This is a genomic window from Aerosticca soli (assembly GCF_003967035.1).
Classification (GTDB): domain Bacteria; phylum Pseudomonadota; class Gammaproteobacteria; order Xanthomonadales; family Rhodanobacteraceae; genus Aerosticca; species Aerosticca soli.
Window position 1 is genome coordinate 467,373 of the sequence record NZ_AP018560.1, and the last position, 26,765, is coordinate 494,137.

At 69.9% G+C, this 26,765-nt stretch carries 27 protein-coding genes; 14 read left to right on the forward strand and 13 right to left on the reverse strand.

The annotated features are described in order from the left end of the window. Nucleotides 1–18: 18 nt before the first annotated feature. The 7 genes from folE to ALSL_RS02000 all read right to left on the reverse strand — a co-directional run bounded on the left by folE (nucleotide 19) and on the right by ALSL_RS02000 (nucleotide 6,393). Nucleotides 19–621 (reverse strand): GTP cyclohydrolase I FolE, encoded by a 603-nt coding sequence (gene folE, locus ALSL_RS01970; protein WP_126536157.1) that lies wholly within the window; start codon nucleotides 619–621, stop codon nucleotides 19–21. Nucleotides 622–679: 58 nt separating this feature from the next. Then, nucleotides 680–2,110 (reverse strand): DNA recombination protein RmuC, encoded by a 1,431-nt coding sequence (locus tag ALSL_RS01975; protein WP_126536159.1) that lies wholly within the window; start codon nucleotides 2,108–2,110, stop codon nucleotides 680–682. Between the two features lie 69 nt (nucleotides 2,111–2,179). Then, nucleotides 2,180–3,229, reverse strand: a complete 1,050-nt coding sequence (locus ALSL_RS01980) for a DNA topoisomerase IB (protein WP_126536161.1) — start codon at nucleotides 3,227–3,229, stop codon at nucleotides 2,180–2,182. 42 nt (nucleotides 3,230–3,271) lie between these two features. After that, nucleotides 3,272–4,447 carry a class I SAM-dependent rRNA methyltransferase gene (locus ALSL_RS01985; RefSeq protein WP_126539970.1) on the reverse strand — a complete coding sequence of 392 codons (1,176 nt, stop codon included), beginning with the start codon at nucleotides 4,445–4,447 and terminating at the stop codon, nucleotides 3,272–3,274. A 23-nt stretch (nucleotides 4,448–4,470) separates the two neighbouring features. Next, on the reverse strand, nucleotides 4,471–4,908 hold the full coding sequence (locus ALSL_RS01990; RefSeq protein ID WP_126536163.1) for a hypothetical protein: 438 nt from the start codon (nucleotides 4,906–4,908) through the stop codon (nucleotides 4,471–4,473). 34 nt (nucleotides 4,909–4,942) lie between these two features. Beyond that, nucleotides 4,943–5,947: a serine/threonine protein kinase gene (locus ALSL_RS01995; RefSeq protein WP_126536165.1), complete on the reverse strand. Its 1,005-nt coding sequence runs from the start codon at nucleotides 5,945–5,947 to the stop codon at nucleotides 4,943–4,945. Between the two features lie 8 nt (nucleotides 5,948–5,955). Then, on the reverse strand, nucleotides 5,956–6,393 hold the full coding sequence (locus tag ALSL_RS02000; RefSeq protein WP_126536167.1) for a hotdog fold thioesterase: 438 nt from the start codon (nucleotides 6,391–6,393) through the stop codon (nucleotides 5,956–5,958). Nucleotides 6,394–6,459: 66 nt separating this feature from the next. Between ALSL_RS02000 and ALSL_RS02005 the strand changes: the two genes are divergently transcribed. Further along, the gene (locus ALSL_RS02005; protein ID WP_231700272.1) at nucleotides 6,460–7,524 is read left to right on the forward strand and encodes a 2Fe-2S iron-sulfur cluster-binding protein; all 1,065 of its coding nucleotides are present in this window, start codon (nucleotides 6,460–6,462) and stop codon (nucleotides 7,522–7,524) included. Between the two features lie 3 nt (nucleotides 7,525–7,527). Here the strand turns inward: ALSL_RS02005 and ALSL_RS02010 are convergent, their stop codons facing one another. From ALSL_RS02010 to ALSL_RS02025, 4 genes are all read right to left on the reverse strand, one after another. Continuing rightward, complete coding sequence (locus ALSL_RS02010) at nucleotides 7,528–7,971, reverse strand: rhodanese-like domain-containing protein (protein WP_126536171.1); 444 nt, start codon at nucleotides 7,969–7,971, stop codon at nucleotides 7,528–7,530. Nucleotides 7,972–8,077: 106 nt separating this feature from the next. Then, complete coding sequence (locus ALSL_RS02015; protein ID WP_126536173.1) at nucleotides 8,078–8,830, reverse strand: glucose 1-dehydrogenase; 753 nt, start codon at nucleotides 8,828–8,830, stop codon at nucleotides 8,078–8,080. Nucleotides 8,831–8,911: 81 nt separating this feature from the next. Next, nucleotides 8,912–9,325: an outer membrane protein assembly factor BamD gene (locus ALSL_RS02020; protein ID WP_126536175.1), complete on the reverse strand. Its 414-nt coding sequence runs from the start codon at nucleotides 9,323–9,325 to the stop codon at nucleotides 8,912–8,914. Nucleotides 9,326–9,366: 41 nt separating this feature from the next. Further along, nucleotides 9,367–9,825: a YiiD C-terminal domain-containing protein gene (locus ALSL_RS02025; RefSeq protein ID WP_126536178.1), complete on the reverse strand. Its 459-nt coding sequence runs from the start codon at nucleotides 9,823–9,825 to the stop codon at nucleotides 9,367–9,369. Between the two features lie 63 nt (nucleotides 9,826–9,888). On the opposite strand from ALSL_RS02025, the gene ALSL_RS02030 reads away from it, so the two are divergent. The 13 genes from ALSL_RS02030 (at nucleotide 9,889) to ALSL_RS02090 (ending at nucleotide 24,463) form a co-directional block, all read left to right on the forward strand. Then, nucleotides 9,889–10,650 (forward strand): uroporphyrinogen-III synthase, encoded by a 762-nt coding sequence (locus ALSL_RS02030; protein ID WP_126536180.1) that lies wholly within the window; start codon nucleotides 9,889–9,891, stop codon nucleotides 10,648–10,650. An 87-nt stretch (nucleotides 10,651–10,737) separates the two neighbouring features. Then, nucleotides 10,738–11,832 carry a uroporphyrinogen-III C-methyltransferase gene (locus ALSL_RS02035; RefSeq protein WP_126536182.1) on the forward strand — a complete coding sequence of 365 codons (1,095 nt, stop codon included), beginning with the start codon at nucleotides 10,738–10,740 and terminating at the stop codon, nucleotides 11,830–11,832. Further along, complete coding sequence (locus ALSL_RS02040; protein ID WP_126536184.1) at nucleotides 11,829–13,085, forward strand: heme biosynthesis protein HemY; 1,257 nt, start codon at nucleotides 11,829–11,831, stop codon at nucleotides 13,083–13,085. Before ALSL_RS02035 ends, ALSL_RS02040 begins: the two co-directional genes overlap by 4 nt. Nucleotides 13,086–13,097: 12 nt before the next feature. Further along, nucleotides 13,098–14,156 (forward strand): ribosome small subunit-dependent GTPase A, encoded by a 1,059-nt coding sequence (rsgA, locus tag ALSL_RS02045; protein ID WP_126536186.1) that lies wholly within the window; start codon nucleotides 13,098–13,100, stop codon nucleotides 14,154–14,156. Nucleotides 14,157–14,243: 87 nt separating this feature from the next. Beyond that, entirely contained in the window at nucleotides 14,244–15,014 is a 771-nt protein-coding gene (locus tag ALSL_RS02050; protein WP_126536188.1) for a class I SAM-dependent methyltransferase, read from the forward strand. Between the two features lie 126 nt (nucleotides 15,015–15,140). Continuing rightward, nucleotides 15,141–17,429, forward strand: a complete 2,289-nt coding sequence (locus ALSL_RS02055) for an NADP-dependent malic enzyme (RefSeq protein ID WP_126536190.1) — start codon at nucleotides 15,141–15,143, stop codon at nucleotides 17,427–17,429. Nucleotides 17,430–17,948: 519 nt separating this feature from the next. Beyond that, complete coding sequence (gene pyk / locus ALSL_RS02060) at nucleotides 17,949–19,421, forward strand: pyruvate kinase (protein ID WP_126536192.1); 1,473 nt, start codon at nucleotides 17,949–17,951, stop codon at nucleotides 19,419–19,421. Between the two features lie 237 nt (nucleotides 19,422–19,658). Continuing rightward, a complete protein-coding gene (locus ALSL_RS02065) occupies nucleotides 19,659–20,513 on the forward strand; it encodes a glycosyltransferase family 2 protein (RefSeq protein WP_126536194.1) in 855 nt (284 codons plus the stop codon). A gap of 216 nt (nucleotides 20,514–20,729) precedes the next feature. Beyond that, the gene (locus ALSL_RS13890; RefSeq protein WP_198410667.1) at nucleotides 20,730–20,900 is read left to right on the forward strand and encodes a hypothetical protein; all 171 of its coding nucleotides are present in this window, start codon (nucleotides 20,730–20,732) and stop codon (nucleotides 20,898–20,900) included. Next, nucleotides 20,887–21,300, forward strand: a complete 414-nt coding sequence (locus tag ALSL_RS02075) for a DUF2442 domain-containing protein (RefSeq protein ID WP_126536196.1) — start codon at nucleotides 20,887–20,889, stop codon at nucleotides 21,298–21,300. The genes ALSL_RS13890 and ALSL_RS02075 overlap by 14 nt, the downstream gene beginning before the upstream one ends. 294 nt (nucleotides 21,301–21,594) lie before the next feature. After that, complete coding sequence (locus ALSL_RS02080; protein ID WP_126536198.1) at nucleotides 21,595–22,713, forward strand: glycosyltransferase family 4 protein; 1,119 nt, start codon at nucleotides 21,595–21,597, stop codon at nucleotides 22,711–22,713. Further along, nucleotides 22,710–23,615 carry a glycosyltransferase gene (locus ALSL_RS02085; RefSeq protein ID WP_231700273.1) on the forward strand — a complete coding sequence of 302 codons (906 nt, stop codon included), beginning with the start codon at nucleotides 22,710–22,712 and terminating at the stop codon, nucleotides 23,613–23,615. Before ALSL_RS02080 ends, ALSL_RS02085 begins: the two co-directional genes overlap by 4 nt. After that, nucleotides 23,615–24,463 carry a glycosyltransferase gene (locus tag ALSL_RS02090; RefSeq protein ID WP_126536202.1) on the forward strand — a complete coding sequence of 283 codons (849 nt, stop codon included), beginning with the start codon at nucleotides 23,615–23,617 and terminating at the stop codon, nucleotides 24,461–24,463. The genes ALSL_RS02085 and ALSL_RS02090 overlap by 1 nt, the downstream gene beginning before the upstream one ends. 18 nt (nucleotides 24,464–24,481) lie before the next feature. Here ALSL_RS02090 and ALSL_RS13555 read toward each other — a convergent pair whose 3' ends face one another. Then, a complete protein-coding gene (locus ALSL_RS13555; RefSeq protein ID WP_161970918.1) occupies nucleotides 24,482–25,291 on the reverse strand; it encodes a class I SAM-dependent methyltransferase in 810 nt (269 codons plus the stop codon). A gap of 218 nt (nucleotides 25,292–25,509) precedes the next feature. Further along, nucleotides 25,510–26,754 carry a lipopolysaccharide biosynthesis protein gene (locus tag ALSL_RS02100; RefSeq protein WP_161970919.1) on the reverse strand — a complete coding sequence of 415 codons (1,245 nt, stop codon included), beginning with the start codon at nucleotides 26,752–26,754 and terminating at the stop codon, nucleotides 25,510–25,512. Nucleotides 26,755–26,765 lie beyond the last annotated feature (11 nt).

Sequence of the window (26,765 nt, forward strand, 5' to 3'; positions counted from 1 at the left end):
GCCGGGCGCGGGAAAACTTCAGGCGTGGCCGCGGTCGATGCCGATGAAACGCAGGAACTCGCCGCGGGTGCGGGCATCCTCGCGGAAGGTGCCGCGCATCTGGCTGGTCACCATCGACACGCCGCGCTTGTGCACGCCGCGCGTGGTCATGCATTCGTGGCTGGCCTCGATGACCACCGCCACGCCACGCGGCATCAGGGTCACCTCGATGCAGTGGGCGATCTGCGCGGTGAGCTTTTCCTGCACCTGGAAGCGCCGCGCGTAGCCGTCGACCACGCGGGCGAGCTTGCTGATGCCGACCACGCGCCGGTCCGGCAGGTAGCCGACGTGGGCGCGGCCGATGATCGGTGCCATGTGGTGTTCGCAATGGCTCTCGAAGGCGATGTCGCGCAGCACGACCATCTCGTCGTAGCCCTCGACCTCCTCGAAGGTGCGCTCCAGATAGGCGGCCGGATCCTCGCCGTAGCCGGAAAACCAGTCGCGGTAGGCCTTGACCACGCGGTGTGGTGTGTCGAGCAGGCCCTCGCGGCCGGGATCGTCGCCGGCCCAGCGCAGCAGGGTGCGTATGGCCTCTTCGGCCTGTTCGCGGGTGACGTCGGAGGGATGCTTGGGGTCGCTCACGCGAGGGGACTCCGGGATCGATGGGCCGTCGAGTGTAAACGCCGGCCGCGGCACCTGATCAGGCCGGCGGTTCGGCAGGCCGCTCGGCGTCGGGCAGGCCGAGCAGCGCCTCGGCTTCCGCGCCGGGCAGCGTCTCGACCTCGCGCAGCTTGCGCTCGATCGCGCGCGAGCGCACGCCGGTCTGGCTGATCTGCTTCTGCGCCTGCTCGAGCTTCTCGCCGACCCTGTCCAGCACCTCGCCGAACTTGCCAAACTCGGTCTTCACCGCGCCGAGCACGCGCCATACCTCGGAGGAACGCTGTTCGATCGCCAGCGTGCGAAAGCCCATCTGCAGGCTGTTGAGCAGCGCGGCCAGCGTGGTCGGGCCGGCGACGACGACGCGATGCTCGCGCTGCAGCGCATCGACCACGCCGGGCCGGCGGATGACCTCGGCATACAGGCCTTCGGTGGGCAGGAACAGCACGGCGAAATCGGTGGTGTGCGGCGGGGCGATGTACTTCTCGCGGATCGAGCGCGCCTCGGCGCGGATCGCGCGTTCGAGCTGGGCACCGGCCGCCTTCGCCGCCTCGGCGTCGGCGCGTTCCTGCGCATCCAGCAGCCGCTCGTAATCCTCGCGCGGGAACTTGGCGTCGATCGGCAGCCACACCGGCGCCTCGCGCTCGCCGCGGCCGGGCAGGCGGATGGCGAAGTCCACCGCCTCGCGGCTGCCGGGCTTGACCATCACGCCGCGCGCGTACTGCTCGGCGGCGAACAACTGCTCGAGCAGGCTTTCCAGCTGCACCTCGCCCCAGCCGCCGCGCGTCTTGACGTTGCCGAGCACGCGCTTCAAATCGCCCACGCCGGCGGCCAGGCTCTGCATCTCGCCCAGGCCCTGATGCACCTGCGCCAGCATCCGGGTGACGTTGCCGAAGCTCTCGGTCAGCCGCGACTCCAGCGTGGCGTGCAGTTTTTCATCGACGGTGGCGCGCATCTGCTCGAGCTTGGCCGCATTGTCGGCCTGCAGGGCCTGCAGCCGTGCCTCCAGCGTGGCGCGCACCTCGGCCAGGCGCTTGTCGCTGTCGGCGGCGAGCGCGGCCAGATGCTCGCCCTGCTGGGTGCCGAAGCGCATCAGCGCGAGCGTGGTTTCCTCGCGGTTGCGGCGCGCGTCCTCGGCCAGGCGCTGGGCGAGCGTCTGCAGGCCCTGCTCGGTACGGTCGGTCAGCAGCTCCAGCCGCTTGGCGAAAGCCTCGATGCGCTCGGCCTGATGCCGCGCATGGCCATCCAGGCGATCGCCCAGATGCGCGCGGAAGTGCTCGAAGCCCTGCTGCAATTCGCCGCGGCCGGCCCGCTGCTCCTGCGCCAGCGCCTCGCGCAGATGGCGGTTGTCCTCGCGCAGCACGTCCAGGCGGGCGAGCAGATCCTCGCGCCGGCTGCGCAGCAGCAGGACGATCTGCAGCGCGACGATGACCAGGGCGAGCAGCAGGAGGAGGGCGAGCGGCAGGGTCGGCATCGGCGGCACTCGAACGGTGGAGAAGGGCAAAGTGTACGCATGCCCGGCGCAGATCCTGCGACCGGCGGGTCAGCGCGGGCGCCTGCGTTCGAGGTAGCGCAGCGTGCGCCGCTCCAGCTCGCGCAGGTTGCGGCACGGGGAGGCGAAGGCGCGCTGCAGGCTGCCGTCGTGCCAGCCTTCGAAGATGCGCGGATGGATGTACGAGGCGCGGCACACCGCCGGCGTGTTGCGCAGTACGCAGGCCACCTCGGCCACTGCCGCGGCGAGTGCACGCCGGCGCGCCCGTTCGCCGCCGCTCGCCGGCAGCGGCGTGGCCGCCAGCACGCGCGCCGCGTGCACCGTACCGCCCCAGGTGCGGAAGTCCTTGGCGCTGAAGTCGGTGCCGCAGACCGCGCGGAGGTAATCGTTGACCTGGCCCGAATCCACCGGCTCTCTGGCGCCGGTGTCGTCCAGATACTGGAACAGTCGCTGCCCGGGCAGCTGCTGCACGCGGCGCACGATCGCCGCCAATCGCCGGTCGTCCAGGACCAGTGCGTGATCCTGCCCGCTCTTGCCGCGGAAGGTGAAGACCAGGCGGCCGCGCGCGACCCGCACGTGACGCGAGCGCAGCGTGGTCAGGCCGTAGCTGCGGTTGTCGCGGGCGTAGCATTCGTTGCCGATGCGGATCAGCGTCTGGTCGAGCAGGCGCACCACCAGCGCCAGCACCTTCTCGCGTGGCAGGCCCGGGCGCGCCAGGTCGCGGCCGACGCGGCGCCGCAAGGCCGGCAGCGCCGCGCCGAAGGCGGCCACGCGATCGAACTTGCCGTGCTCGCGCAGCGCACGCCAGCGCGGGTGATAGCGGTACTGCTTGCGGCCGCGCGCATCGCGCCCGGTGGCCTGCAGGTGCCCGCGCGGATCGGCGCAGATCCACACGTCCTCGTAGGCCGGTGGTATCGCCAGCGCGCGGATGCGGGCCAGTGCGTCCGCGGCGGTGACCGGCCGGCCGTCGGCATCGACATAGCGGAACGCTTTGCCGCGCCGCAGCCGGCGGATGCCGGGCTGGCGGTCGCTGACGTAGACCAGTCCGGCGGCGCGCGCCTCGGCGCGCAGCTCGGGCGGGATCGCGGCGGGCTCGCTCATGCCGCCGCAGTCTGCGCACGGCCGATCAAGACGGCGTCGAGGTCAATCGACCCGGCAGAACACCGCCTTCAGGTAGCGCCCTTCGGGCACGTCGGCGCGCACCGGATGGTCGGCGCCGGCGCCGCGCACTTCCAGGATCTGGATCGTGCGGCCGGCGTTGGCCGCCACGCGACGCAGCATCTCGAGAAAATCCGCCTCGCCGACCAGGCCGGTGCACGAGCAGGTCAGCAGCAGGCCGCCGGGCGGGATCACGTCGAGCGCGAGGCGGTTCATCGCGAAGTATTTCTTGAGCGCCTCGAGCACCTTGTGGCGGTCGCGGGTGAGCTTGGGCGGATCGAGCACCACCGCGTCGTACTGCTCGCCGCGCGCCACCGCGTTGCGCAGCCAGTCGAACAGGTCGGCTTGCTGGAAGTCCACCGCCACATGGTTCGCGGCGGCGTTGGCGCGGGCGATGTCCAGGATGCCGGCGTCCATGTCCACGCCGACGGCTTCGCGCGCGCCAGCGGCCATCGCGTGCACGGCGAAGCCGCCGGCGTTGCAGCACAGGTCGAGCACGCGCCGGCCTTTCGCCAGTTCGGCGAAGCGGCGGCGGTTGTCGCGCTGGTCGGCGAAAAAGCCGGTCTTGTGGCCCGAGCCCGGCGCCGCGTGGAAGGTCAGGCCGTGCTCGTGTACCGCGACCGGCGCGGGCGGCTCGGCGGCGCGGCAGTCGAAGGATTCCTGCTTCTGCACGTGGCTCTCGGCGAACCCGTACAGCCGCGCACCGGGGAAGTGTTGCAGCAGCGCGGCGTGGATCGCCTCGCGGAACTTCCACATGCCGGCGGCGAAGTATTCGACCACCAGCACGTCGGCATAGCGGTCGACGATGAGCCCGGACAGATCGTCGCCCTCGCTGTGCACCACCCGCCAGGCATCGCTCTCGGCATCGAGGCGCAGCAGCTCGCGGCGCAGCGCGACCGCCCTGGCGATGCGCGCGGCGATCCAGCTCGCATCGATGGCTTCGTCCGGATCGCGGCTGAGCAGGCGCAGCGCGATGCGCGCGTGGCCGTTCCAGAAGCCGCGGCCGACGAAGCGGCCCTGGGCGTCCTGCACCTCGACCACGCTGCCCGGCGGCAGGCGCTGCTCGGGCTTGCGCACCTGCGCGGACCAGATCCACGGATGTCCGGGCGCGCGCTCGGTGGCGAGCCGGATCACCGGCGGCGAAGCGGGCGGGGTTTCCATCGCCGGCATGATAGCTCCCGTGTTCAACGCAACTTGAGCAGCAGCCAGGCCACGAGCGCGAGCAGGTTGATGCCCAGGCGCGTGACGGCCGGCCCCGCGAGCGCCAAGGCGAAGCCCTGGCTGCCGAAGCCGCCTTCCAGCCACGGATGGTCGAGCCGCGCGGTGCTGGCATACAGATTGAGGTAGGCGCCGCAGTGCAGCCCGTAGCTCAACACCGGCGTGGCCAGCAGCGGCAGTTGCAGGAGTTGCGCCCAGCTGGACAGGCGCACGCCGCGTTCGTGGCCTTCCACCAGCAGCACCCCGGCGACCAGCACGAAGCCGAACAGCAGCAGGCCAATCAGCGCGTGCAGATTGTCCAGCGTGCTGCCCGGCGGCCACAGCCGGCGCAGCATGGCGCTTGCGCCGTAGAAGCCGCCGGCGATCTCGAGGATGCCGATCAGGCGGAACAGGAAACTGCGCATGGATGCTCCGGGGTCGATGGGTTCAAGGTCGGTTTCAGCCGAGCGCCTCGGCGAGCTCGCCGAGGTCGGCCACGTGCTGCTCCCACCACGACGGCTCGGCCGCGAACGGAAAGGCGGCGGGAAAGGCCGGATCGTTCCAGCGCGCGGCGATCCAGCCGGCATGGTGCACCTGGCGCATCGCGCGCAGGGCGGGAATCAGCGCCAGCTCGGCGGGGTCGAAGTCGCGCATGGACGTATAGCCGTCCAGCAGTCCATGCATGGCGCGCTCGTCGTGGGCCAGCATCCACAGGTCCTGCACCGCCGGGCCCATGCGCGCGTCGTCGAGGTCGACGAAGTGCGGTCCCGCGTCGGTCCACAGCACGTTGCCGGGATGGCAGTCGCCATGCAAGCGCAGCCTGCGCACCGTGCCGACCGTGGCCTCGCGTGCGGCGATCGCCTCGTCCAGGCGCGCGACGGCCGCCCGGTAGCGGTCACGCAGCGCCGCGGGCAGCAGGGGCGAGGCGAGGACGGCCCGGGAAGGGCGCTCGACCAGGGTGGCGCGGTCGATCGCGCCGCGATGCAGGAATGGCGCACGCGCACCGACCGCGTGGATACGCGCGATCAGCCGGCCGAGCCAGGCGAGCTCCTCGACCGATTCCAGCGTCGGCGCGCGGCCGCCGTGGCGCGGCGCGATCGCGTAGCGGTAACCGGCGTGGTGCAGCAGGGTGCGGCCGGCGAAGGCGAGCGGCGCCACCACTGGCAGTTCGGCCCCGGCAAGCTCGCCGGCGAAGGCGTGTTCCTCCAGGATCGCCGCGTCGCTCCAGCGGCCCGGCCGGTAGAACTTGACCACCACCGGCGCGGCGTCTTCCAGCCCCACTTGCCAGACCCGGTTCTCGTAGCTGTTGAGCGCGAACAGCCGGCCGTCGGGCATCAGCCCGCAGGCGGCCACGGCGTCGAGCACGCGATCGGGAGTGAGGTCGGCATAGGGCGCGTGCGTGCTCGCCGGCCGGGCTTTCGCTGCGTCAAACGCGGGCGCGTCGCCGGCCGGCGGCCGTGGCATGGCGCACATCAGCGCCGCGCGTGGGTGGCCGGGACCACGGCCATGGTCAGGCGCGAGGCGCACACCAGCGCGCCCTGCTCGTTCTCGATGCGGATGTCCCAGACCTGCGTGCGCCGGCCCAGGTGCAGCACGCGCGCGGTGCCGGTCACCGTGCCGGCACGCACCCCGCGCACGTGGTTGGCGTTGATCTCGAGCCCCACCGCCATTTCCTCCTCGGGATCGAGGGTGAGCAGCGCGGCGAAGCTGCCGAGCGTCTCGGCCAGCGCCACCGAGGCGCCGCCGTGCAGCAGGCCGTAGGGTTGATGGGTGCGCCGGTCCACCGGCATGGTGCCGGCCAGCCAGTCCTCGCCCACGGCGGTGATGCGGATGTCCAGCGTTTCCATCAGGGTGTCGCGGCTCCAGCCGTTGAGCCGCTCGAGAGAGGTGTCCTGCTTCCAGATCGCCATGTGTGTTGATTCCCGCCGGGCCGGACCGCATTGTCGTGCCTGCCCCTCACACTGACAATGCGCCTCGTGTTCGACGTCACCCTCCATGGCTCGGGTCGCCGCTTTGCGGTGGCCGCCGGCGAAACCGTGCTCGAGGCCGCCCAGCGCGCCGGCATCGCGCTGCCGTATTCGTGCCGCGCCGGTACCTGCGGCAGTTGCAAGGCGACCCTGCGCGAAGGACGCTGCCGTTATCCACATCAGCCGCCGCTGGCGCTGGATGCGGCCGAGCGCGCGCACCACGCGATCCTGCTCTGCCAGGCGGTGCCGTGCAGCGATCTGGTCATCGAGGCGCGCGAAGTGCCTTCGGTGGAGGAGATCGCGCGCCGGCGGCTGATGGTAACGGTGGCGGCCAAGCAGGTGCTGGCGCCGGCGGTGGTCGGGCTGGTCCTCGTCCCGGCGCCGGGCGAGACGCCGCTACGCTGGCTGCCGGGGCAGTATCTGGACGTGCTGCTTGCCGACGGCCGGCGGCGCTCGTTCTCGATCGCCAACGCCCCGCGCGGCGACGGCGCGATCGAGCTGCATGTGCGCCACGTCGCCGGCGGCGGCTTCACCGGCTGGGTGGCCGAAGGGCTCGCCGTGGGCGACCGGCTGCACGTCGAAGGCCCGCTCGGCACCTTCGTTCCGCGCGAAGATTCCGAGCGCCCGCTGCTGTTCGTCGCCGGCGGCACCGGCTTCGCGCCGATCAAGGCGATCATCGAGCACTTCCTGGCGCTGGGCACGCGCCGGCCCATCGATCTCTATTGGGGCGCGCGCAGCCTGGCCGACCTCTACCTGCGCGACCTGGCACGCTCCTGGGTCCGGCCCGAGCCGCCGCTGCGCTTTCATCCGGTGCTGTCCGATCCCGCCGAGGCCGCGGCCACCGGCGTGCGTGCGGGGCTGGTGCACCAGGCGGTGCTCGAGGACTGGCCCGATCTGGCCGGCCACGACGTCTACATGAGCGGCCCGCCGGCGATGATCGATGCCGCGCGGCATGCCTTCCTCGCCGCCGGCCTGCCCGAGTCGCGGCTGTATTTCGACTCCTTCGAGTACGCTCCCGACGCGCTGGCGCACATACTCGCCGCCCGCGCCGGCATCCGCGCGCAGCGGGCCTGAAGCCTACTTGCCGCCCTTGGCGACCGGCAGCTGCGCCTGCTGCCAGGCGAGCGTGCCGCCCTCGAGCACGTAGACCCGGCTGAAGCCGGCCTTGATCAGGCGCTGGGCCGGCTTGTCCAGCCCGCGACCGTCGCGGTCGATCAGCACCACCGGCAGTTCCTTGGCCTTGGCCAGGTCCTTGTGCTCCGGGTCGAACTGGCTGGGCAGCACGTGACGCACGCCGGGCAGGTGGGCCTTCTCGTAGTCGGCGCGCGCGGAGAGATCGATCAGCAGCGGCTGCTCGCGGTTGATGAGCAGGGTCAGGCCCGCCGGCGTCAGCGTCTTGTACTTGCGCAGCTTGAGCATGACCTCGGTGACGATGAGCCCGAGCAGGATCAGCACGAACAGCGCCGCCAGCGCCAGGTGGTTGCCCAGGAAGGCAGGGAGCTTGTGCAGAACGTCGTTCATCGCGGCGAGGCTTCTCGGCAGGGCAAACCGGCGATTATCCGCAAGCGCCGGACGCGGCGCAAAACCGCGTCCGGAAGATCCGGCCATGAAAGCCGGCCGGCGAGGATCAGTTGGCGGTGTAGCCGCCGTCGACCACCAGCTCGGCGCCGTGCACGAAGGAGGATTCGTCCGAGGCCAGGAACAGCACCGCCTGCGAGACCTCGATCGGCTTGGCCGGACGCTTGAGCAGGGTGGGGCCGAGCAGTTGCTCGAGGTGCGCCTTGTCGGCCAGCGCCTCGCGCGTCATCGGCGTCTCGATCACGCCCGGGTGGATCGAGTTGACGCGGATGCCGAATGGCGCGAGATCGGCCGCGCAGGCCTTGGTGAACAGGCGCACCGCGCCCTTGGAAGCCTCGTAGGCGCAGGCGTTGGGCGCGCCGACCAGGCCGTAGATCGAGGAGATGTTGATGATGTTGCCGCGGCCCGCCTGGCGCATGTGCGGTATCACCGCGCGGGTGCCGAGGAAGGTGCCGCGCACGTTGACCGCGAAGATGCGGTCCCAGTCCTCGTTGGTGGTGTCCTGCACCGGCTTGCTGATGAGGATGCCGGCGTTGTTGACCAAGACGTCGATGCGCCCGGCGCGTTCGATGATCCTTGCCACCGCGGTGTTCCAGTCGGCCTCCTGAGTTACGTCGAGCTTCAGGAACTCGGCCTGGCCGCCGCGTTGCCGGATACCTTCGGCCACCGCCTCGCCCAGGGCGATATTCAGGTCGGCGACGAACACCCGCGCGCCCTCGGCGGCGAGCAGCTCGCTGTGCGACTGGCCCATGCCCATGGCGGCACCGGTGACCAGGATTATTTTGTCTTTGACGCGTGGCATAAGACCTCCCGCGAGGTGGCGAAAACCGCCGCCAGCTTAGCCGCCGCGATGTTATGAAATGGCGATACGGCGAACCCTTTGTCAGTACTGGGTGACGTCGGGCAGGCCGCTGGTCAGCCACCAGCGTTTGAGCTTGGCGTCATAGCGCCAGGTCTGCTGGTCGATCACGCTGCGCTCGGTCTGCGTGTGCACGTTGATGAGATGGATCCGCACGGTCTGGCGGACCTGATCAGGTCCGTCGGCGATCGGACCGGTATCGTCGTCGTATTCGCTGACGCGAAGCTGCGCATAGCGCGCCCAGTCCAGAGCGCTCGGTGGATGTTCCGCGCGCAGCTTGGGATCGACGAACTGCTCGGCGGTCTTGAAGTCGCCCCAGCGCAGGGCGTTGGCGTAGGCGTTGAGCGTGGCGGTCAGGGACTGGTTGCGCTGGTCGCTGGCGCAGCCGGCAACGAGCAGGGCAAGCGTCAGCCAGAGGATCGGCGGCAGGCGGCGCATCGCGGGTCCTTGTCCATCGTAGGCCGGGCCATTGTGCCCGATCAGCCGCGCCGCCTGGCGGCGAAGCGCGCCTGGAGCGTGGCCGCCGGAGCGTCCTCGCCCGGCACCTGCACGAGGACGGGCAGGCTGGCGCGGCCGCGTTCGTCCAGGGCGGCGAAGAACGCCGGCCACGACGCTTCCTCGGCCACCCGCGCCTCGGCGCGGAAGTCCTGCCACACCGGCGCCAGATAGCGCACCGACGAATCGGCGACGAACACGTCGCAAGCCAGCGAACGGTTCCGCAGCGCAAGCTCCACCAGCCCCCAGCCGGCCAGCGTCATCAGGCTGACCAGGCTGCCGCCGAAGGCGCAGCCCTTGTCGTTGACGTTGGGTGCGAGCGGCGCGGCCAGGCTCAGGACACCCTCGCCGCAGTGGTAGAGGCGCACGTCCATGGCACGCGCGAGCGGAATCTCGTCGCGGATGAAGTCGACCAGGGCCTGTGCGGAAGGGTGGGCGTGCATGGTGGCGGCCTCTCGGTGGACGACGCGGGACGCCAGTGTAGGCGGCGCGGCTACACTCTCGCGATGGACCCGGCTGCCGACGACCCCGATCGCCTCGACCTGCGCGGCCGCACGATCGTCATCACCCGTCCGGTCGGGACCGCCGCCGGGCTCGTCCGCAAGGTGCGCGCCGCCGGCGGCATCCCCGTGCGGCTGCCGGGGCTCGCGCTGCGTCCGTCGGCCGATCCTGCGGCGCGCGAGGCCTTGCGCATGGCGCTGGCGGCCGACCTCGTCGTATTCACCAGCCCGGCGGCGGTGCGCTATGCCGCCCGGCTGGAGCCCCTGCGCCTGCGCGGCGCGGCCTATGCCGTCGGCGCCGGCACCGCGCAGGCGCTCGCCCGCCACGGCATCGCCGCCCGCGTGCCGACACGGCAGGACAGCGAAGGGCTGCTGGAGCTGCTGCCGGTCGCGTCCTTGCGTGGAAAACGCACGGCACTGGTGGGTGCGGCCGGCGGTCGCGGCTTGCTGCGCGAGCGGCTGCTGAGCGCCGGCGGCGGCCTTGCCGAGGCGGTGGTCTATCGGCGTCTGCCGGCACGGCTGGATCGGCGACACCTCGACCCGCTGGCCCGCCTGCCGGCCGACGCACGCGTGCTGGTTTCCAGCGCCGAGGCCCTGGCCAACCTGCAGCACTCGCTGCCGGCGCCGCTCTGGCGCCGGCTCTGCGCTGCGGTGGCGGTGGCGAGCAGCGCGCGCCTGGCCGCGATCGCGCGTGAAGCCGGCTTCGCACGCGTGGTGATCGCCGCCTCGGCGCGACCGGACGCCCTGCTCGCCGCCGCCGCGCGCTGACGGCTTGCGCGGCGTGCCGGCTCGGGCCACGCTTGCCTTCACGTCCCGATCATGGGCGGCCCCTGACGGGCTGCTAGCATGCCGCGCATGAGTTCTGATCAGCCTCAAGATCCCGCCTCCAGCCAGTCGTCCGACACGCGGCCGCCGCCTGCCCGCGAGACGGTTTCCCGTGGCGGCAGCCTGGCCTGGGCCCTCTTGCTGTCGCTACTCGCGCTGCTCGGCGCCGGTTATGTCGGCTGGCGGCAATGGCAGCAGGGCCGCGAGGCGGCGCTTGCCCGCATGCATCTGGCTGCGCTCGATGCACGGCTGAAAACGCTCGAACACGGCCTCAAGGATCGTGGTGCGGAAGACGTCGACACCCGCGACCGTCTCCTCCGCCTCGAACAGGCCGTACAGCCGCTGCGCGAGAGCCTTTCCGGCCAGGAAACCCGGCTGCGCAACCTCGAGGACGCGGTCGCCCGGCTGGCGCAGAAGAGTCTCTCCGCGCACGACACGCTGCTGCTGGACGAGGCCGAATCGCTGCTGCGCCTCGGCGAGCAGCGCTATGCGCTATTCCACGACGCCCAGGGTGCCGCGACGGCCTATGCGCTCGCGGACCAGGCCCTGGCCGCCGTCAACGACGGCGCCTATTCCGGTGTGCGCCGTAGCCTGGCGGCCGAGCGGCAGGCGCTCCTGGCAAGCCGGCCGGCGGATCTGGAGACCGGCGTGGCCACGCTCGGGCGCCTGCGCGATAGCGTCGCCACCTGGCCGTTGAAGCCGGCCCTGCCGGCGGACAAGCGCGGCCACGACGACGGCGCCTGGGCCCGGCTGCTGCATGCCCTGGGCGGCGTCCTCAGCGTGCGTCGCGACGACGGCACGCCGCTGGCGGCCACCGATACCACGCTGGCGCGCGAACTCGTCGCGCTCGACCTGGCCCAGGCGCAGGCCGCGCTGCTCGCCCACGACACGCCGGGCGCCGCCGCGGCGTTGCGGCGGGTGGCCGCCGCGCTCGCGCGTTTCGACGACGCCGATCCCGGCGTGCAGGCCGCCCGCGAGGCGGTGACCGCACTGCTCGCGCAGCTCGCCCCGGCACCGCCGGTGCGGCTTGGCGGCGCCCTCGCCGAACTGCGCAACCTGCGCGCGGTGCATGCCCTGCAACAGGCGGCGCCGGCACCCGCCGCCTCGACCGGGACGCCGCCGTGAAAGCCTGGCGCTGGGTGCTGCTGCTGGTGGTGATCGCGGCGCTCGCCGCCTTCGCTTGGCCCTGGCTGGCCGAGGATCCGGGCTACGTGCTGGTGCGTCTGCGCGGCTGGCGGGTGGAGACCACGGCGATCGCCGCGCTGGTCCTGCTGCTCCTGGCCTGGGCGCTCTTGGTGCTGCTGTGGCGTTTGCTCGGCTGGCCGTTCGGCGCCTTGAACCGGCGTCACCGGCGGATCAGCCGGCGTCGCCTCGGCGAGGGTCTGGTGGCGTTGATGGAAGGCCGCCACGGCGATGCCGAGCGCGACCTGCAGCGTGCCGCGCGCCTGGAGGCCCTGCGTGGCCCGGCCCTGCTCGCCGCCGCCGAGGCCGCCTCGCGGCGGGGCGAATACGCCCGCGCGCTGGAAATCCTCGACCAGGCCGGCCAGGCCGCGCCGCGCGCCGCCCGCGTGTTGCGCGCACGCACCCTGCGCCGCGCCGGCAAGCCGGCCGAGGCCTTGGCCCTGCTCGTCCCGGAAGCCGACGCCCGAACGCTCACGCCCGGCGGCTGGCGGGAACTGGCGCTGGCCGCGCTGGCCGCCGGCGATCTGCGCCGCGCGCGCAGTGCGCTGGAACCCTTGCGGCAGAGCGGCGCGCTCGGGCCCAAGGCCTATGCCGAACTCGAATCGCGCATCCTCACCGCCAGTCTCGCCGCGGCAGCCGACGCCGCCGAGCTCAACACCCTGTGGTCGCAGCTGCCCAAGACCCAGCGGCGCGTGCCCGCGGCGGTGGAAGCCTATGCCCGGCGCGCCATTGCTTTCGGGCTGCTGCTGCCGGCGATGGACGAACTGGAGGCGGCCCTGCATCGGGAATGGTCGCCGGCCCTGGTCCGTGCCTGGGCCGCACTCGGTGACGTGGACGCCGCCGCGAGCCTGGCGCGCGCCGAAGGCTGGCTGGCCAGTCATCCCAACGACCCGGCGTTGCTGTACGCGCTGGGCCGGCTCAGCATGAAGCTCGGCCAATGGGCCAAGGCGCGCCAGTACCTCGAGCGTGCGTTGGCGCTCGCGCCCGACCCCGCCGCCTGGGAGGCGCTGGCCGACGTGCATGCCGCGCTCGGCGAGTGGACGCAGGCGCAGGCGGCCTATCGCAATGCGCTCGCGGTGACGCGCGGCGAGAAGGTGGCCGCGCCGCTGGCCGAAGCGCGCCCGGGCGTGATCGATACCCGCCCGATCGCGCTCGAGGAACGCGACGAACACGGCGTGCCGCGGCTGCGTCCCTAACGAAGGAAGGCCATGAACACCAGCGTTGCCATCGACCGCCTGCGCCGCATCGGCTGGCGCGGTGACGCGTTGCCGCCGCCGGGGCGCCGGCTGGCGCGGGTGGTGGTGCAGCATCGCGCCGGTTACGAGCTGCACGACGGCGAGCACCTGTTCGGCGCCCAGCCGGCCGGGTATTTCTTAAAACGCGGCCTCGATCCGGCCGAGCGGCCGGCGGTCGGCGATTTCGTCGAGGTCGAGGACGGCCGCCCGCCGCACATCGTCGCCGTACAGCCGCGCCGCAGCGTGCTTGCCCGCGCGGCGGCCGGCGAGCGCTATGCGCGCCAGATCATCGCCACCAACATCGACTACGTGTTCGTGCTGACCGGCCTCGATGCCGACTTCAACCCGGCGCGCATCGAGCGCTATCTCGCCTTGATCGAGGGTTCCGGCGCGCAGCCGGTGGTGTTGCTCGGCAAGCGAGACCTGCGCACGCCCGAGGAGGTCGCCGTCGCCGTGGAGACGGTCCATGCCCGTGTCGGCGCCGCCGTTCCGGTCCATGCGATCAACGCCAAGGATGCGGCCACCGCGACGCTGCTCGCGCCGTACCTGAAACCCGGCGACAGCGCCGTGCTGGTCGGCTCCTCCGGGGCCGGCAAGAGCACGCTCACCAACACCCTGCTCGGCACCGAGGCGATGGCCACCGGCACGGTGCGCGAGCGCGACGGCCGCGGCCGCCACACCACCACGCGGCGGGCGCTGCTCATGCTGCCCTCCGGCGGTTGCCTGATCGACACGCCCGGCATGCGCGAGCTCAAGCTCACCGGCGAGGAGGAACTCGAGCTCTTCGCCGACATCGAGGCCTTGGCCGCGCAATGCCGCTTCGCCGACTGCGGCCACGGCAGCGAGCCGGGCTGCGCCGTGCAGGCCGCATTGGACCGCGGTGAACTCTCGCCCGAACGCTGGCGGCATTACCTCAAGCTGCGCGACGAGCGCGAGGAACAGGCCGCCACGCTGGAGGCGCGCCTGCGCCGCGAACGCGGCCACCGCGGGCCGGATCGCCCGCACGGCCCGCACCGGCGCGAGCGCGATTGAACCACCGCCCATCGTCGCTCCGGCGAAGTCGCGCGTGGCTTGCCATGCGCTCGGTCCGCTGCGACGAGTCGAGCCGGGAGTCCCCCCATGTCCCCGATCCATCCCGCTGCCGCGCAAGGCTATGCCGTCCGGGCGGATGCCTATGCCAGCGGACGCCCCGGTTACCCGCCCGCGGTGCAGGGCTGGCTGCGCGATGCGCTGGGGCTTGGCCCGGGCAAGCGGGCGGTCGACCTCGGCGCCGGCACCGGCAAGTTCACCCCGAACCTGCGGGCGACCGGTGCGTACGTACTCGCGGTCGAGCCGGTGGCGGCGATGCGCGCGCAACTGCAGCAGCGCCACCCCGGCCTCGCCGTGCTGGGCGCCGCCGCCGAACACCTGCCGTTGCCCGATGCCTGCGTGGATGCCGTGGTCTGCGCGCAATCCTTCCACTGGTTTGCGAATCCGGCGGCGCTGGCCGAGATCCGGCGCGTCTTGAAGCCGGGCGGCGCGCTCGGGTTGATCTGGAACGTACGCGACGAGCGCGTGGACTGGGTGGCCGCGCTCGCCGCCATCGTGGCGCCCTGTGAAGGCGGGGCACCGCGCTATCACAGCCAGCACTGGCGGAAACTGTTCCCCGCGCCGGGCTTCGGGCCGCTGCGCGAGCAGCGCTTCGCCCACGGCCATCGCGGCCCGCCCGCGCAGGTGATCCTCGAACGCACCCGCTCGGTCAGCTTCATCGCCGCGCTTGCACCGCAGGCGCAGCAGGCGGTGATGATGAAGGTCCAGGCGCTGATCGACGCCACGCCCGAACTCGCCGGCCAGGCGGAAGTCGTCTTTCCCTACGAGACCATGTGCCTCGGTTGCCGCAGGGAACACTGACGGCGCAGAACGCATCCGCCGCCTGACTGCGGCGTTGCGCCAAGGGATGGTAAGGGGCCGGTGTTACCATCGCGCGGCCCCGTCCGCGGGCTTTAGTCCCCCTAGCAAACGGTCACCGCCAACGCCATGCCCAGCATCCCCGAGGAACTCGTCCAGGCCGCGCTCGAGTATCACCGCCATCCCCGGCCGGGCAAGATCAAGGTGACGCCGACCAAGCCGCTGGTCACCCAGCGCGATCTGGCGCTGGCCTATTCGCCGGGCGTCGCCGCCGCCTGCGAGGCGATCGTCGAGGACGCCCATGCAGCCAGCGAATTCACCGCGCGAGCCAACCTGGTGGCGGTCATCACCAACGGCACCGCGGTGCTGGGTCTGGGCGACATCGGCCCGCTCGCCGGCAAGCCGGTGATGGAAGGCAAAGGCGTGCTGTTCCAGAAGTTCGCCGGCATCGACGTGTTCGACATCGAGCTCAACGAGCGCGACCCGGACAAGCTGGTCGAGATCATCGCCGCGATGGAACCGACCTTCGGCGGCATCAACCTGGAGGACATCAAGGCGCCGGAGTGCTTCATCGTCGAGCGCAAGCTGCGCGAGCGGATGAAGATCCCGGTGTTCCACGACGACCAGCACGGCACCGCGATCATCGTCGGCGCGGCGGTGCTGAACGCGCTGGAAGTGGTCGGCAAGCGGATCGACGAAGTCACCCTCGCCACCACCGGCATGGGCGCGGCCGGCATCGCCTGCGTGGACATGCTGGTCGCGCTGGGGCTGAAGCCGGAAAACATCCTGGCGATGGATCGCGACGGCGTGCTGCACAGCGAGCGCACCGATCTCGATCCGGACAAGCGCCGCTACGCACGCGCCACCCACAAGCGCACGCTGGCCGAGATCGTCGCCGGCGCCGACATCTTCCTCGGCCTTTCCGCCGGCGGCATCCTCACGCCGGCGATGGTGGCGACCATGGCGGCGCGGCCGATCATCCTCGCGCTCGCCAACCCGCGGCCGGAGATCATGCCCGAGGAGGCCCGCGCGGCGCGGCCGGACTCGATCATCGCCACCGGCCGTTCGGACTATCCCAATCAGGTCAACAACGCGCTGTGCTTTCCGTACCTGTTCCGCGGCGCGCTCGACGTCGGTGCGACCGCGATCAACGAGGCGATGAAGATCGCCTGCGTCCACGCGATCGCGCAGCTCGCCCGCATGGAGGCCAGCGACCTGGCTTCGGCCTATGGCGGCGAGCCGCCGACCTTCGGTCCCGACTACATCATTCCGCGTCCGTTCGATCCGCGCCTGCTGGTGATGCTGGCGCCGGCGGTGGCCAAGGCGGCCATGGATTCGGGCGTGGCCACCCGGCCGCTGGCCGACCTCGAGGCCTACCGCGAGCGGCTCGGCCAGTTCATCTACCGCACCGGGCTCATCATGAAGCCGGTGTACGAACGCGCCCGCGCCGACCGCAAGCGCGTGGTCTATGCCGAAGGCGAGGAGGAAACCGTGCTGCGCGCCGTGCAGACGGTGGTCGATGAAAAACTCGCCTTGCCGATCCTGATCGGGCGGCCGGAAGTCATCCGCATGCGCATCCAGCGGCTCAACCTGCGCCTGCGCGAAGGCATCGACTTCGAACTCACCAACATCAACGACGATCCGCGCTTCAACGAATACTGGCAGCAGTACCACGCCATGAACGAACGCCGAGGCGTCACGCCCGCCGCGGCCAAGAACCTGATGCGCTCGCGACCGACCCTCATCGCGGCGATGATGGTCGAGCGCGGCGAGGCCGATGCGCTGATCTGCGGGCTGGTCGGCCGCTACCACAAGAAACTCGGCTACCTGCGCAGCGTGTTCGGCCTGGATCCTGGCGTGCAGTGCACCTCGGCGATGACCGGTGTCATCAACGACCACGGCGCCTGGTTCTTTCTCGATACCCACGTGCAGATCGATCCCACCGCCGAGCAGATCGCCGAGGCCACGCTGCAGGCCAGCTACCGGCTCAAGCTGTTCGGCGTGGAACCCAAGGTGGCGCTGCTGTCGCATTCCAATTACGGCAGCCACGACAACCCCAGCGCGGCGAAGATGCGCCAGGTCTATCAACTGCTCAGGGCCCGCGCGCCGCGGCTGGAGGTCGACGGCGAGATGCAGGCCGACACCGCGCTGGACGAGGCGCTGCGCCGACGCATCTTCCCGCACACTACCCTGAGCGGACGCGCCAACCTGCTGGTGATGCCCAACCTCGACGCCGCCAACATTGCCTACAACATCGTGCGGGTGATGACCGACGGCGTGGCGATCGGGCCGATCCTGATGGGCATCGACAAGCCGGCACACATCCTGACCCCCGCCTCCACCGTGCGCCGCGTGGTCAACATGACCGCGATCGCCGCGGTGGACGCGCAGATCCGCCAGAGCCAGCCCGCACGCTGACGCCGCGGCCGGCGCGCTTCTTGCCGCACGATCGCCACCATATCGATCGTATGGGGCCGGTCTTTGAGCGTGCGGCCGCACGGTGACCGAACCTTGGTCAATGTCTGCCAGGTTGGCACGCCAGCCCCGTTTCTGCTCGCCGGGAGTGGGCGAATGGAAGGCCCAGGACCAGCATTTACAGGGCGACGAGGAATGGTGCGCGATGAAGTCATTTTGCTGCAAAGCAGCATGTTTTGGCTGCCCTCAAAGAAGCCGTTCGCGGAACCTTGCGGTCAGGTCTTCGCCGCTACGGTGGCGGCTTGCATGGCCGGGTCGTGGATCGGCATGGATCTTCCCTGAGACGCCGCGTTGCGGCAGACCAAAGCGGGGCTTTTGGCAAGTCATCAAGGGGATGGGGCCCATACCACTCGGACGGTCGCGCAAGGGGTCGGCGGCTGGTCGCTGGTGACGCACGCGGCAGGGGAAAATAGCCCGGCGCCGGTCGCTGGCATCGGCCGAAGGTTCTGCTAGGTTGGAAGCATGACTACCGAAAATTCGCTGCGTCGCACAAGAATCGTCGCCACCCTCGGGCCCGCCACCGACGCGCCGGGCATGCTGGAGAAAATCCTCGTCGCCGGGGTGGACATCGTCCGGCTCAACCTTTCCCACGGGCAGCCGCAGGATCACCGCATGCGCGCCGCCGCGGTCCGCGAGCTGGCGCAGAAACTCGGCCGCGAGGTCGGCGTGCTGGCTGATCTGCAGGGGCCGAAGATCCGCATCGAGACATTCGCCAACGGCCCGGTGGAACTCAAGGTCGGCGATCCGTTCGTGCTCGACTGCTCGCCCGACGCGCCGCCGGGGGATGCCACGCGCGTGGGCGTGAGTTACTACGGCCTGCCCGGCGACGTGTCACCCGGCGACGTGCTGCTGCTCGACGATGGCCTCATCGCGCTCAAGGTGGAGCGTGTGGCCGGCCAGGAGATCCACTGCCGGGTGCTGGTGGGCGGGCGGCTGTCGAACCGCAAGGGGCTCAACCGCCAGGGCGGCGGCCTCTCGGTCAATGCGCTTTCGGACAAGGATCGCGCCGACATCAAGCTGGCCGCCGAGATCGGCGCCGACTTCCTGGCGGTGTCCTTCGTGCGCACCGCCGCCGACATGCACGAGGCCCGCCGCCTGCTGCACGAGGCCGGTGGCAATGCCTCGCTGGTGTCCAAGATCGAGCGTGCCGACGCCATTCCCGTGCTCGGCGAGATCATCGACGCCTCCGACGTGGTGATGGTCGCGCGCGGCGATCTCGGCGTGGAAATCGGCGACGCCGAGCTGCCCGGCCTGCAGAAGAAGATCATCCGCGAGACGGTGGCGCGCAACCGCGCGGTGATCACCGCCACGCAGATGCTGCAGTCGATGGTGCGTTCGCCCATCCCCACCCGCGCCGAGGTGCTCGACGTCGCCAACGCGGTGATCGACGGCACCGACGCGGTGATGCTGTCGGAGGAGACCGCCGCCGGCGCGCATCCTGACCTTGCCGTCGCCGCGATGGCGCGCATCTGCCTGGGCGCCGAGCGCCAGTTCGAGCCCAAGGAAGACCTCACCGCCGCCGGCCACCGTCTCGACCGCACCGACCAGGCGATCGCCCGCGCGGCGATGCTGCTGGCCAATGCCATCGGCGTGCGCGCGATCGTGGCACTGACCGAGTCGGGCGCCACCGCGCAATGGCTGTCGCGCTACCGCAGCGCGGTGCCGATCTATGGCCTGTCGCCGTTCGCCGAGGCGCGCCGCCGCATGCTGGTGCTGCGCGACGTGCAGCCGGTCGCCTACCGCAATGCCGGCGAGACCATGGCCGCGGCCACCCGCGGCGCGATCGCGTTGCTGTTCTCGCAGGGCAGGCTCGCCGAAGGGGACCGCGTGATCGTGACCCACGGCGATCGCGTCGGCCAGGGCGGCGGCACCAACACGCTCAAGCTGCTTTCGGTGGGCGCGAGCGGCGAGGTCGAGAGTCTGCGCGACCTGTAAGCCGTGGCCAACGGCCGTGCCGCCGGCATGGCGCACGGCGGCGGTGTCGGCTTGGGATGAGTACAAGCCGCGCGGCCTTCATGCGCGTATATGCGTGGAGGCCGCGCCGCGTGCGGCTCTCGCCATTGGCGCTCGATGCGCGGCGTTTGGCATTCCAAGGCGTTTTGGATGCGCGGCGCACGTGCGCGGCCGCGGCCCCAGGCTATGATCGGGCATCAACCCGGGGGAAAGCGCTGCTTGGACCGCATCAGCATCATCCTGCCCGCCAAGAACGAAGCCGCCGCGCTGGCCGGGCTGTTACCGCGCCTGCGCGGGCTTTATCCGCAGGCGGAAATCCTCGTCGTCGACGACGGCTCCACCGACGCCACCCGGCAAGTCTGCGCGGAGGCCGGCGTGCGTTGCCTTTCCTCGCCCTACGCGATGGGCAATGGCGCGGCGATCAAGCGCGGTGCACGCGCGGCCACCGGCGAGGTGCTGGTGTTCATGGACGGCGACGGCCAACACGATCCGGCCGACGTCGCGCGCCTGCTCGCCAAGTTGGAAGAGGGTTACGACATGGCCGTCGGTGCACGCGACTGGGGCAGCCAGGCCGGCGTCGGCCGCGGCGTGGCCAACACCTTCTACAACTGGCTCGCCAGCCGCATGACCGGGCACCCGGTGGCCGATCTGACCTCCGGCTTTCGCGCCGTGCGTGCGGACAAGTTCCGCGAATTCCTCTACCTGCTGCCCAACGGCTTCAGCTATCCGACCACCTGCACCATGGCGTTTTTCCGCAGCGCCTACCCGGTGGCCTACGTGCCGATCAAGGCCGCCGCGCGCGTGGGCAAGAGCCACATCCGCCCGTTCAAGGATGGCCTGCGCTTCCTGCTCATCATCTTCAAGATCGCCACGCTGTATTCGCCGCTGAAACTGTTCGCGCCGGCCGCCTTGGTGTTCTTCCTGCTCGGCTGCCTCAACTACGCCATCACCTTCCTGCACAGCGGCCGGCTGACCAACATGAGCACGCTGCTGTGGAGCGCGGCGGTGATCGTGTTCCTGATTGGCCTGGTCTCCGAGCAGATCACCATGCTGATGTACCGGCGCGATGGGTGAGCGTGCGGCCTTGGCCACGCGCGGTCATCTCCGTAGCGTCATGGCGAGCTCCGTCGGCCATGGCAATCCAAAGGTCCGAAGTTCGATTCGATGTACCAGGCGCAATAGGTGAAATATCCAAAGCGGTTAGGTTTTTGGTATAGTCGACCCCCATGCCCACGGCCTTGCGCATCGGTCGCTTACGCGTCGAACGACCATCGTCCCAACCATGTCCACGTGGTCGGTCATGGAGAGGCGGTATTCATGCTGAATTGCCCGAACGGCCCACCAATCCTGCGCGAGAGTTATGGCTTTGGTCGATCGGACGTGGCCCGTATCCAAGCGATCCTGACCGATCATCTCGCCGCCCTATGCGCCGAATGGAGGGAAATTCATGGCCACTATTGAAGACGGCCTCGTCCAAGCCGAGAAGCGCGCCCAGGCACACCGCCAGGCAGGTTATGTCGTGGCCGCCCGTTACGACCGGCGTACATCGCGCGTGATTGTGAAGCTCAACACGGGCGTGCAGATCAGCTTTCCGTCGCGTCTGATCCAGGGCTTGGCAGACGCCGCGCCCGAGGATTTGGCCTGCATCGAAATTACGCCTGCAGGCCTGGGCCTGCACTGGCCGAAGCTGGATGCGGATCTGTACGTGCCCGGTCTCCTGGCCGGTCAGCTCGGTTCCAAGCGATGGATGGCAGCCCAGCTCGGCGCGGCCGGTGGTAGCGTGCGGAGCCCCGCCAAGGCCTCCAGCTCCCGTGAGAATGGCCGCAAGGGCGGCCGTCCGCGCAAGATGGCGAATGGATGACGGGATCCGCGCGATGATCGGTGCAAACGCCGCACGATGGGCTCGAATCACCCACTGCCCCGATGCCGGGGCCCCGACCTTGGCCTCAACATCCGAAGGATCAGGCGTTTCCCAATGCGCTTCATCCTGCCAAGGCCCGTCGCCAACGGGCTTCCGTGCCTCATGCGATGCACATGGCGCGCACACCGAAATGCTGAAGAAGACCGTTCGCGAGGAGGCACGAGGCACGCGATTGCATGGCGTGGGCAGCCTCAGCGCGGCGACTGATTCGGCACGATCCGCATCGGGCAAGCCATGCCGCCGCGCGTCCTGATAGTCACGCGCAACCTGCCGCCGCTGGTCGGCGGCATGGAGCGGCTCAACTGGCACATGGCGCAGGAGCTCGCGCGTCGGAGCGAGGTCCGCGTGATCGGCCCGGCCGGCGCGGCAGCCTCGGCGCCGGCCGGCGTGCCGGTCATCGAAGTGCCGCTGCGACCGTTGGGGAAGTTTCTGGGCCTTGCGCAGCTGCAGGCGTTGCGCGAGGCGCGTCGTTTCCGCCCCGGGCTCGTGCTCGCCGGCAGCGGCCTGACCGCGCCGCTCGCGCTGCTGGCAGCGCGTCGTGTCGGTGCGCGCGCCGCCGTCTATGTGCACGGGCTGGATCTGGCGGTCGCGCATCCGCTCTATCGGCGGCTGTGGCTGCCGGCCCTGCGACGCATGGATCGGGTGATCGCCAACAGCCACGCCACCCGCGCGCTGGCCCTCAAGGCCGGCATCGACGCGGCGCGCATCGGCATCGTGCATCCCGGCGTGGAAGTGCCGGCATCGCTGCCCGGTGACGACGCCATGCGCGCGTTTCGCCAGCGCCACGGTCTTGGCGAGCGTCCGCTGCTGCTGTCCGTCGGCCGCCTGAGCGAGCGCAAGGGCATCCGCGAATTCGTCGTCGACGTGCTGCCGCACATCGTCGCGGCGCGGCCGGACGTGCTGTTCGTCGTGATCGGCGCCGCACCGGCGGATGCGTTGCATGCGAAGGCGCAAACCCCGGCGCAGATACTCGAAGAGGCGTGCCGCGCGGGCGGGCATGTACGTTTTCTCGGCAGCATCGACGACGCTGAGTTGTCCGTGGCCTATCGCGCATCGGCCGTGCATGTCTTCCCCATACGCGAGCTGCCCGGCGACCCGGAAGGCTTCGGCATGGTGGCGGTGGAAGCGGCCGCGCACGGGCTGCCGACCGTGGCCTACGCCACCGGCGGGGTGGTCGATGCGGTCGCCGATGGCGTCAGTGGATGTCTGGTGCCGCCCGGCGATGCCGCAGCCTTCGCCCGTGCCGTGTTGAAGTTTCTGGCACAGCCTTTGGAAGAGGCCGGCATCCGTGTCTTTGCCGAGCGGTTCAATTGGGACGAATTCGGAAAACGACTGTGGCAGGCCCTGACGTGAATCTCGCCACCATCACCGTTACCTACAACCCGGACCTGGCGATACTGGCAACCCAGCTTCGCCAGTTGCCCGCCGACGCGCTGCGGGTGGTGGTGGACAACGCCTCGGCCCCGGACTTGCGCGAACCGCTGCGCGCGCTGTGCGAGGCGCACGGCGCGGTGTTCATCGCCAATGCTGACAACCTCGGCCTCGCCGCCGGCCTCAACATCGGCGCGCGCAAGGCGTTAGAAATCGCGCCCGATCTCGCCTACCTGCTCTTGCTGGATCAGGACACCGAGCCCGGCCCCGACGGCGTGCAGCGCCTCTTGAAAGCCTATGAAACCTTGCTGCAACAGGGCTATCCGCCCGGCTGCGCCGGCCCGCGCCTGGTGGATGCCCACACCGGTCTGCAGCACGGCTTTCACTGCATGACGCGCTGGCGCTGGCAGCGCCGCTTTCCACCGGCCACGCAAACCGAACCGGTACGGCTCGCCAACCTGAACGGCAGCGGCAGCTTGATTCCCGCCCCCATCTACCGCGAACTCGGCGGACTGGACGATGCGCTGTTCATCGACCACGTGGACACCGAATGGTCGTTCCGCGTGCTGGCTGCCGGCCATGCCTTGTACGGCATTCCGCAGGTCGGCTTTCTCCATCGCATGGGCGAAGCCAGCGTGCGCTTCTGGCTGTTCGGCTGGCGCGTGTGGCCCAGCCGCTCGCCACGGCGGCATTATTTTCTGTTCCGCAATGCCGTCATCCTGATGCGGCGGAATGACGTGCCCACCGTGTGGAAAGCCTGGGCGGTGATCAAGCTGCTCGTCACCTTCATCGTGCATGCGCTGTCCGACCCCCGCCGCAAAGCGCAAGTCCAAGCCATGCTGCGCGGCCTGCGTGACGGACTCGCAACAAAGGCGGAACGCTGATGCGCAGCCCTGTCATTGGCCTCACGCTGCACTACCGCCATGCCGCGCTCACGGATCGCTGCGTGCGCAGTCTGCTCGCCGACGGGGCGGATGCCGTGCTCGTCTGGGACAACACGGGCGACGGCGGCACGAGCGCGAAGGGCATCAGCGTGTGCCGGGACCAACCGGATCGGGTAGTGCTCGAGGTGTCACCCACCAACCTCGGCTTTGCCGCCGGCGTCAATCGTGGCATCGCGGCGATTCTCGCCCGCTGGCCGCAGGCATGGGTCTTTCTTCTCAATAACGATGCCGAAGTGCTGCCCGGCGCCATCGACAAGCTGCGGCAGGCGCTGGAGGCCGAACCAGCCGCCGTGATCTCTTTCCCCCTGATCGACCAAGGCGGGCGAACCAGCGGCGCCACGTATTACCAGCGCCACACCGGCATCCTGTCATCCCACGCCCTTCCCGCTTCGGTGACGCACCCCAGCGGCTGCGCGCTTTTGATCGCCCCTGAGCGGATCAATCTGCCGCTTTTCGACGAGGATTTCTTCATGTACGGCGAGGACGTGATGCTCGGCGCCCGTCTCGGCCCGCAGCGCATGGCGCACGTCACGGAGATTCTCGTCCGCCACGCCGGCAACGCTGGCAGCGGCCAGGGCTCCACCTTTTACGAAGAACGCATGGTCGCGGCGCACTGGCTGCTGGCACGCAAACTATCCCACTCCCGCCCGAGATACATCATCAATTTGTTGGGTCGGTTCCTCATACTGCCTGCACGGGCTGCGGTTCGGTCTGTGCGGCTGCGCAGCCTGACGCCTTGGCAGGCCTTATGGAAAGGATGGGAGCTCGCCTCGACTTCATCCTCCTGAAGTAGATCGCACCCTGCCTCATCCCTGTTTGCGCACGCGCCAGCTGATGAATTCCCGCACTTTGGGATCAATGCGCGCACGGCGTTCGGCATCGGCCACGAGTCGTTTCAAATCTTCCCCCGCACCACCAGCCAGTTGCTCGCTAATCCCCCAAATGCGGCGGCAAAGAGGACGCCACGGCATGTCCTGAGGCGGGTCAATAAAACCGGCCTTGCATAGCGCTTGGGCCAACGAGTCTTGGGTAAAAAGTACGAGATGGCGCGGCGGTTCCAATCCGCGCCAATTCTCCCCATAACGAAGATAACCTTGCGAATCGAGATTCGGCGTCTCCAGCCAGAGCCAGCCGCCGGGCACCAAAAGATCATGGCAGCGTCGCAGTAGCTCGACAGGATCGTGCACATGCTCGATCACGTGCGAAAGGGTGATGCCATCGAAGCGCCCCAGTCCTTCCCCCAATGCTTCGACGCCGCCTTGTTGCACCGGCAACCCCCTCGAACGGGCCGTTGCCACGGCATCGGCATCGGCATCGATCCCCATCACCTGCCAGCCAATGGCCCGGGCGAACAGAAGAAACTCACCATTGCCGCAGCCAAAGTCGAGCAGCCGCTGCCCAGGTTTTGGCCAAGGGACATGGCGCAGCTCGGCCCGTATCAAGCCACCGATCCACGGCAAGGCTGCGGCAGATCGGAGCAGCGGCCGAACGAGGAAGCGCAATCCAGGGAAGGCGGCAAGTGCCGTCGTGCGTAAAAAAAGCCGCCGTTGTGGAGTCATGCGGCCTACAGATTCATCTGTTTCCCCTGTATGGGTGAAATACTTTCGGTAAGCCATGCCAATGGTTTCTGGCGTGGGCCGCGGGTCGATCCAAGCAGCGCCGCAGTCGCCACAGCGCTGCAGACGCCACGTCCCCGGAGCATGGAAAAGTCGATCCCGCATGCCGTCGTGCAGCAACGATTGACCCGTCCCTCGGCACACCGGGCATTTGCCGGGAGATTCCAGCCCCTCGTGGGGCCACTCTTCCACTGAGTTTTCTGATCGCGGCATTCCATTCATGTTGCTTTTCCCCATAGATGCCACTTTGAACGCAAAAGGATGACGGCCACCAGCAGGGCAAGGAGCACTGCTTCGACCAGATAGGATGCCGCTGCCGCGCCCTGCAGACCGGCCGCCGGCACCAACCACAGGTTGAACAGGATGCCGGCCACGCCGCTCATGAGATAAATCGCCGTCAATACCGACTGGCGCCGCTGCTGCGCCACGACGGCGTTGAGCAGGTTGCGCACGAGCTGCAAGGCCGGCAGCAGGGCAAGCAGCATGACGAGGTGCGCCGTGTCCTCGAACCCTGCACCCAGGAGGCGCGCCACCCAGGGCGCAAGCAGCACCAGCACGCCGCCGCCCAGCAAGGCCGCCGCGCACAGGACGGCGCAGACCAGCCACAGTTGCCGCGCCGAATGCCGCCCGGCATAAAGACGCGGCCATAGTGCTTCCTGCAAGGCTTGCAATGGCAGGCTGGCGAGATCGATCACCCGCTGCGCCACGCTGAAATTGCCCGCCTGGCCGTAACTCGCCCGGGCAAGCAGCGGTTTGTTGAATTCAGCCTGCAGGCGAAACGACAGCGCCCCGATCGTGAAAGGGAGACTCTCGCGGGCCATCGCCCATTGGCGTTTCTTGGGCCAAACCGGGGCATGTTGGGCCACCATGCGTCGCGCCAGCGCCAATGCGTAGAGCGCGCTGGCCATCGCATACACCCACAAACAACCCACCGCGCTGGCTTGGCCCGCGGCGGCATAGAGCAGCAGCCCGATCAGGCGGGCAAGCATCAGCCCTGTCAGGATGGCGCCGAAAGCGCCCACCCGATGCCGGGCCTGCTCGACCCGGGCGGCGAGTTCGACGAAAGAGGTTGTGCCGACATCGGCCAAGGCAAAGGCCGCGAGTGCGGTCAGCGGCACGCGGGAAGGCAGGCTCCATGCAAGGAGCGCCGTGGCCGCCAAGGCACAGACGAGCACCGCCGGCCACCACAGCGCGAGTGCCATGCCCAGGTGCCGGGGCAGCTCTGCCGGCGCGCAGGCGCCGTCTCGCAGCAGCAGCAAGGCCAACCCTAAACCGGCGATTGGCGAGAAAAAACCGCTCACCGCCTGGGCCGTGACGAACAGGCCGTAGCCGTCCACCCCCAGGAGGCGGGCGAGCAGGACGACCATCGCCGCCTGCGCTGCGGCGCGCAACATCAGCCAGCCGAACAACCCGCCGCTCGCGCGCAGGTAGGCGCCGGGGCGCCAGGCCAGCCAACGGGACAATGAAGAGGAGC